The 6,527-nt window shown below is 72.8% G+C and carries 7 protein-coding genes and 1 pseudogene; 5 read left to right on the forward strand and 3 right to left on the reverse strand.

All coding sequences use genetic code 11. The features are described from left to right. The 3 genes and pseudogenes from PUR53_RS18765 to PUR53_RS18775 all read left to right on the forward strand — a co-directional run. Positions 1–238 (forward strand): annotated as a pseudogene (locus PUR53_RS18765) (4-carboxy-4-hydroxy-2-oxoadipate aldolase/oxaloacetate decarboxylase); the annotation flags it as partial. Positions 239–275: 37 nt separating this feature from the next. Continuing rightward, positions 276–1,364, forward strand: a complete 1,089-nt coding sequence (locus PUR53_RS18770) for a 4-oxalomesaconate tautomerase (RefSeq protein ID WP_329908993.1) — start codon at positions 276–278, stop codon at positions 1,362–1,364. Between the two features lie 35 nt (positions 1,365–1,399). Then, on the forward strand, positions 1,400–2,350 hold the full coding sequence (locus tag PUR53_RS18775; RefSeq protein WP_329896239.1) for a catechol 2,3-dioxygenase: 951 nt from the start codon (positions 1,400–1,402) through the stop codon (positions 2,348–2,350). 276 nt (positions 2,351–2,626) lie between these two features. Here the strand turns inward: PUR53_RS18775 and PUR53_RS18780 are convergent, their stop codons facing one another. Continuing rightward, a complete protein-coding gene (locus PUR53_RS18780; RefSeq protein WP_329908994.1) occupies positions 2,627–3,583 on the reverse strand; it encodes an alpha/beta hydrolase in 957 nt (318 codons plus the stop codon). A 78-nt stretch (positions 3,584–3,661) separates the two neighbouring features. Between PUR53_RS18780 and PUR53_RS18785 the strand changes: the two genes are divergently transcribed. Further along, positions 3,662–4,180 carry a MarR family winged helix-turn-helix transcriptional regulator gene (locus PUR53_RS18785; protein WP_329896237.1) on the forward strand — a complete coding sequence of 173 codons (519 nt, stop codon included), beginning with the start codon at positions 3,662–3,664 and terminating at the stop codon, positions 4,178–4,180. A 141-nt stretch (positions 4,181–4,321) separates the two neighbouring features. On the opposite strand, the gene PUR53_RS18790 is transcribed toward PUR53_RS18785, so the two are convergent. Then, entirely contained in the window at positions 4,322–5,419 is a 1,098-nt protein-coding gene (locus PUR53_RS18790) for an NAD(P)/FAD-dependent oxidoreductase (protein ID WP_329896236.1), read from the reverse strand. Positions 5,420–5,555: 136 nt separating this feature from the next. On the opposite strand from PUR53_RS18790, the gene PUR53_RS18795 reads away from it, so the two are divergent. After that, on the forward strand, positions 5,556–6,044 hold the full coding sequence (locus PUR53_RS18795; RefSeq protein ID WP_329896235.1) for a phosphatase domain-containing protein: 489 nt from the start codon (positions 5,556–5,558) through the stop codon (positions 6,042–6,044). A 17-nt stretch (positions 6,045–6,061) separates the two neighbouring features. Here PUR53_RS18795 and PUR53_RS18800 read toward each other — a convergent pair whose 3' ends face one another. Beyond that, positions 6,062–6,277, reverse strand: a complete 216-nt coding sequence (locus PUR53_RS18800) for a dodecin (protein ID WP_329896234.1) — start codon at positions 6,275–6,277, stop codon at positions 6,062–6,064. Positions 6,278–6,527: the final 250 nt, after the last annotated feature.

Below are 6,527 nucleotides of genomic sequence, written 5' to 3' on the forward strand. Positions count from 1 at the left end.
CCGCCCCGGCGACGTGATCCTCGCCGACGACGACGGCGTGGTCGTCGTCCCCCGCGAGAAGGCCCGGCGCACGGCCGAGGCCTCCGCCGCCCGCGAACAGAAGGAGGCCGCCTCCCGCGCCGCCTTCCTCGACGGCCAACTGGGCCTGGACCGCTACGGGTTGCGCGAGACGCTCGTACGGCTCGGGGTGACCTACCGGTCGTACGAGGAGTACCGGAACGAGAGCGCCGACTCATGAGGCCGCACCCGGAGCGCGTCGGCGGAAGGACCCGGCGGTGACCGGCCGACCCGACGGGATCCGCTGCATGCTGATGCGCGGCGGCACCTCCAAGGGCGCCTACTTCCTCGCCGAGGACCTGCCCGACCGCGCGGCCGACCGCGACGCGCTGCTGCTGCGGGTCATGGGCAGCCCGGACCCGCGCCAGATCGACGGCCTGGGCGGGGCCCACCCCCTGACCAGCAAGGTGGCCGTGGTGTCCGTCTCGGCCGACCCGGCAGCCGACGTCGACTATCTGTTCCTCCAAGTCGGCGTCGAACAGTTCGAGGTGAGTGACCGTCAGAACTGCGGCAACCTGCTGGCCGGGGTCGGACCGTTCGCCGTCGAACGCGGACTGGTGACCGTCGGCGAGCCGGAGACCTCCGTCCGCGTCCGCATGCTCAACACCGATGACCTCGCCGTCGTCACCTTCCCCACCCCCGGCGGCCGCGTCGCGGTCACCGGGGACGCGGAGATCTCCGGGGTGCCGGGGACGGCCGCGCCCGTGGTGATCGAGTTCCCGCAGGGCGGCAGCCCGCTGCTGCCCACCGGGAACGCCCGTGACGTCGTCGCCGGCACGGAGGTGACCTGCGTCGACAACGGCATGCCCACCGTCCTGATCCCCGCCGCCGCCCTCGGCGTCACCGGCCACGAGGCCCCCAAGGACCTGGAGAACGATGCCGCCCTGACTGCCCGGCTGCGCGAGATCAGACGGGCGGCGGGCTCGCTGATGGGGCTCGGTGACGTCGAGCACACCACCGTGCCCAAGCTCAGTCTGCTCGCCCCGCCCCGGTACGGCGGCGCGGTCACCACCCGCACCTTCATCCCGGTCCGCTGCCACACCTCCATCGGTGTGCTCGGCGCCGCGAGCGTGGCCGCCGGGCTGCGCGTCGAGGGTGGGGTCGGCGAGGGCATCGCCCAACTCCCGCCCACCGGTGACCGCTTGCGCATCGAGCACCCCACCGGCTTCCTCGACATCGAGACCCGGGTGACCCACGGCCCCGACGGCAGCCCCTCGGCGCGCCGCACGGCCGTCGTCCGCACCGCCCGCAAGATCTTCGACGGCACGGTGTTCCCCCGGCCCGCCGACCCTGCCTCCCACCCCTGACCCTCAGCCCTCCCCACGCCCCGAAGGACTCACCGATGACCCCGCCGCTCGGCGACATCGCCCACCTCGGCCATGTCGAACTGCTCACCCCCGACCTCGACCGCAGCCTCTGGTTCTTCACCGAGATCCTGGGCCTGACCGAGAACGGCCGCTCCGGTGGCTCCGTGTATCTGCGGACCTGGGACGACTACGAACACCACAGCCTCACCCTCACCGCCCACTCCACCAACGGCATCCGCCGCACCGCGCTGCGCACGTCCAGCGAGGAGGCCCTGCGCCGCCGGGTCAAGGAGTGGGAGAGCACCGGCCGCACGGGTCGCTGGGTCGAGGACGAACCGGGCATCGGCCCGCTGTACGTCAGCACCGACCCCGACGGCCACGAAATCGCCCTGTACTGGGAGAGCGAGTGGTACGAGGCGCCGGCCGGCCTCAGGCCCGGCCTGAAGAACCAGCCCCAGGCCAAACCCGGGCACGGCGTCGGCGTACGCCGCCTCGACCACGTCAACTTCCTCGCCGCCGACGTCGAGGCCAACGCCGCCTTCACCCGCGAGGTGCTCGGCGCCCGCGCCACCGAACAGATCGTCCTCGACACCGGGAAGGTCGCCGCCCAGTGGCTCACCTTCACCAACAAGTCGTACGACGTCGTCCACACCGAGGACTGGACCGGCTCACGCGGCCGGCTGCACCACATCGCGTTCGCCACCGACACCCGCGAGGACATCCTGCGCGCCGCCGATCTCTGCCTGGACCAGGGCGTGTTCATCGAGACCGGCCCGCACAAGCACGCCATCCAGCAGACGTTCTTCCTCTACGTCTACGAGCCGGGCGGCAACCGGATCGAGCTGTGCAACCCGCTCACCCGCCTCGTCCTCGCCCCCGACTGGCCGCTCGTCACCTGGACCCAGGCCGAACGCGCCAAGGGCCAGGCATGGGGCCTGAAGACCATCGAGTCGTTCCACACGCACGGCACCCCGCCGGTCGACTGACGGTATTCCGGCCCGGGGGGTCCCGGTCTGAGCCGGGCGTGGGTCAATTTCGGCCCCTGGCTCGGCGGCCAGCTCCTCGCCGCCGGGAACGGCGACTGGGCTTCACCGCCTTCACCCTCGCCGGTGTCTCCTCCACGGTGTTCATCGGCATCGCCTCCCTCCGCGCGCCCCGCCCGGCCACGCGGGACGCGTCCCAGAGGTCGCTGACACCGACGGGCTGAACATCGCGCGAGGGGCGGGCACCGGCTCGGGGAGCGCCCGGGGAGCGCTCCCGCCCTATGCCGCCCCCTCGGACCCTCCCGCGGCGAATGCCTGCCGCACGCGCGCGGCGATCAGCGGGTACACCTCGCGGGCCCGGGCCTCGTCGCCGGTGTCGTAGCCGTGGTCGGCGCCCTCCACGTCGTGGTGACCGACCAGGGACCCGGCGGTGCGGAGCCGGTCGGCGTAGGCGACGCCCTCGGACTTGAGGAGGTCGAACTCGGCGGTGACGACGAAGGCCGGGGCGATGCCCCTGAGGTCGGCCGTGTCCGAGGGGTTCGCCGGCGAGGCCAGCCGGTCCGCACGCCGCTTCGGGTCCGGGATGTACGCGCTGTCGAAGATGTCCGCCATCCACGGGCGCAGCAGCGGCCTGGCGATCGCGGCCCGCTTGTCGCGGGCGGCGGTGGCGAGGTCGAGCGGTGGGTAGTGCAGGACCTGGAGCGCGATCGAGGGGCCGCCCTCCTCCAGGGCCTGGCGGGCCACCGCCGCCGCGAGGCCGCCGCCCGCGCTCTGGCCGCCCACCGAGAGCCGGTCGCCGTCCCAGCCGTGCTCACCCCCGTGCTCGGCGACCCAGCGCACGATCTCGTACGCCTGCCGGGGCGGCGCCGGGAACGGGTGCTGCGGGGCGACCACGTAGTCCACGTTGAGGACGGCCACCCCCGCCTCGACGGCTATGCAGCGGCAGAGCGCGTCGTCCAGCTCGATCTGGGGCAGGACGTACCCGCCGCCGTGGAAGTTGACGTGGACCGGTGGGGGAGGGGTGCCGTCACCGGCGGGCAGGTACAGGACGGCGCGGGCCGGCCCGTAGGCGGTGGGGACGGTCAACTCGTGGGTGGCGCAGGCGTATTCGGGCAGCCGGGCGCGCCATCCGGCGGCGGAACCCGGGCCGCCGGCCCGGCGGCTCGCCACTGACGCGATACGCTGCATCGCCTTGGCCGCGAGGGCGGCCACCGCCGGACGGGCGAGAAGGGACATGGGGCTCCGTTCGATCGCGGGGGCTACCCGGGCGATGAATTTACTTGAGTCAGGCAACAAGATGGTAAAGTAGTTCCCATGTCCCCATCACCGCTACCCTCCGACCCCGCCTCGGCGGAAGTGATCGAGATCGAGCGAGCCCTCACTCGCATCACCTACCTCAGTACCCGGGCACGGGCGCACGAGCGCCTGATGAGCCTGGCCGGCGTGCCGCTGGACCGTGCCGCCGTGGCCCTGCTGAGGCAGATCGCCGACTCCGAGCCGCTGCGCCCGGGGGAGTTGGCCAACCGGCTCGGCGTCGAGGCCTCCCATGTCACCCGCCAGGTCCAGCAGCTCCAGCGGACCGGCTACGTCACCCGCGTACCGGACCCGGACGACCGCCGCGCCCAGCGCATCGAGCTGACGCCGGCCGGCCAGGAGGCGATAGGGCGTATCCGCGAGGCCGGGGTCCGCGGCATGCAGATGGCGCTGGCCGAGTGGTCCCCGGAGGAACTGCGGCAGCTCGCGGGGCTGTTCCACCGGATGGTCGACGACTTCCTGACACATGCGAACGAAGTGGTGGAACAGGACGCGGCGGGGGGTGTGCGGGGGGATTGAGGGCCGGCTCGGGTGCGTTGTCGAAAAGCACGGGGCGCAGCCCCTGCTTTTCAGGGGCGCGGGGAACTGCGCGACCAGCCCCCACGCACCCGCGCCCGACAACGCGCCCGACGACGCCCCCGCCCCCTCGACCCCCGTCCCTCAGTAGCCCAACTGCCTCCGCACATACGGCGTCATCAGGGTCTTGGCCTTCGCCAGTGTCGACGTCCGACCCCCCAGCACGGCCGTCTCACCACCCGGCACCGGCACCAGCGTGATCCCGTCGGCCGAACCGAGAGGGATGATCAGCGGCGTCCGCCGGATCGGCCGGTACACCCGCGGTTCCTTGCGGTGCCGGCCCGAACTCTCCAGATACGCACGGATGTTGTGGGCGGCGATGTCCGCCTGGGCGAACGCGACGGGGGAGACCTTCAGCTCACTCACATCGTTCACGTCACCGACCGCGAACACGTCGAGGCGCCCGTCGACCCGCAGCGTCCGGTCGACCTTGACCTGCCCGGCCGCGTTCAGCCACGCCCCGTGCCCGGCCAGCCGCAGCCAGAGCGTGTTCGGCGTGGTGCCGTTGGCCCAGAACGCGAGGTCCGCCTCGATGAGTCCGCCCCGGCCGTCCCGGTACGTGCCGAAGTCGGGCCCCTGGGAGACGAACGAGTCGAGCCGCACGTCCACGTCGTGCGCCTCCAGCCAGCTCAGGGCACGCCGTCCGGCCCACTTGCTGCCGGTGGAGCTGAGCAGTTCCGATCCCGCGTGCGCGAGGGTGACCCGCGCGTCCGGCCGGGCCAGCCGGATCTCGGCGGCGAGTTCCACACCGCCGGGCCCGCCGCCGACGACCAGGACGTGCTCGGCGGCCGCCACGCTCTCCTGGTGCGCGGCGAACGTCTTGCCCGCCTCCTCGGGGGTGGTGCCCAGGAAACGCGCCGGCTCGGGATAGTCCGCGCCGGTCGCGATCACCACCACGTCGTACGGCAGGCGCTCACCCGTGGCGAGCTTCACCTGCCGCTCGCCGGTGTCGATGTCGACCGCCTTGCCGACGACCACACGGCCATGGCGCAGCAGTCGGTCGTACGGGATGAAGGGGGTGGCCGTCCATGCCTCGCGCACGCCCGCGCGCAGTGCGGCGATGCGGTGGAAGAAGACCTCCTTGCGGTCCACGAGGGTGACCCGTGCTATCTCGTCCAGCTGTTTGGCGAGGCGGATGCCGCCGTATCCGCCGCCGATCACGATCACTTCGCCGTCAGGCACGCCGATTCTCCTGTGCTGGGTGGGGGGGAGAGATGACGACCTTAACGTTTGAAACCTCAAGCTACTGGCGGACTTCGTGGTTGTTGTGTGAAGCGACGGCGGACGACACGAGTCAGCCGCTGCCTAGGCTGGTGCCGTGACCGACAACGACCGGCCCCTCGCCGTATTCGACCTCGACAACACCCTCGCCGACACCGCGCACCGGCAGCGGTTCCTGGAGCGCAGCCCGCGCGACTGGGACGCGTTCTTCGCCGCCGCGCCACAGGACCCGCCGCTGCCCGAGGGGGTGGCGCTCGCGCGGGAGAGCGCCGAGGAGTGCGAGGTCGTGTATCTGACCGGGCGCCCCGAGCGCTGCCGCCGCGACACCGTCGACTGGCTGGCCGCGCAGGGGCTGCCGGAGGGGCGGATCTGGATGCGCCGGAACAACGACCGCAGGCCCGCCCGCCGCACCAAGCTGGAGATCCTCCGCGACCTCGCCCGGACCCGCGAGATCCGCGTCCTCGTGGACGACGACGAACTGGTCTGCGAGGACGCGGAGCGGGCGGGCTTCACGGTCGTACGGGCGCGCTGGGCCGCGGCCTCCGCCGCGCTGAAGGTGGCGCAGGAGCGGGAAGGGCGGACCTGAGGGGCGGCCCCGGTTCCTCAGTCGGCCTCGTCCAGCCGGAAGCCGACCTTGAGGCCGACCTGGTAGTGCGCGATCTGGCCGTCCTCGATGTGGCCCCGGACCTGCGTCACCTCGAACCAGTCGAGGTTGCGCAGGGTCTGGGAGGCGCGGGCGACGCCGTTGCGGATGGCGTGGTCGACGCTTTCGGCCGAACTGCCGACGATCTCGGTGACCCGGTACACGTGGTCGGTCATGCGGTTCTCCTTGTCGCGTGCTCCACCGGTGGCCGACGGGCCACACCTCACTCCACGGTGCCTCAGGCTCCGCCGGTTCGCGAGGGGGGCGGGGGGTGGGCGGGGGTGGGGTTGGGGGGGGGGGCCGGGGGGGGGGTGGGCGCCGGGACCCCCCCCCCCGCCAGACCCCCCCCCCCCGGCCCGCAAACCCCCGCGGCGGCGGGGGGCAAACCAAGGGGGGCGCCCCCAGCAGTTAGCGGGCGCGGGGCCC

This window comes from Streptomyces sp. SP18BB07 (assembly GCF_036322545.1).
GTDB lineage: Bacteria > Actinomycetota > Actinomycetes > Streptomycetales > Streptomycetaceae > Streptomyces > Streptomyces deccanensis.

Bases quoted from the DNA above. Each gene is read 5' to 3' on its own strand.
- PUR53_RS18785 (WP_329896237.1), top strand. From the start codon at position 3,662: ATGTCCCCATCACCGCTACCCTCCGACCCCGCCTCGGCGGAAGTGATC.
- PUR53_RS18775 (WP_329896239.1), top strand. From the start codon at position 1,400: ATGACCCCGCCGCTCGGCGACATCGCCCACCTCGGCCATGTCGAACTG.
- PUR53_RS18780 (WP_329908994.1), bottom strand. From the start codon at position 3,583: ATGTCCCTTCTCGCCCGTCCGGCGGTGGCCGCCCTCGCGGCCAAGGCG.
- PUR53_RS18800 (WP_329896234.1), bottom strand. From the start codon at position 6,277: ATGACCGACCACGTGTACCGGGTCACCGAGATCGTCGGCAGTTCGGCC.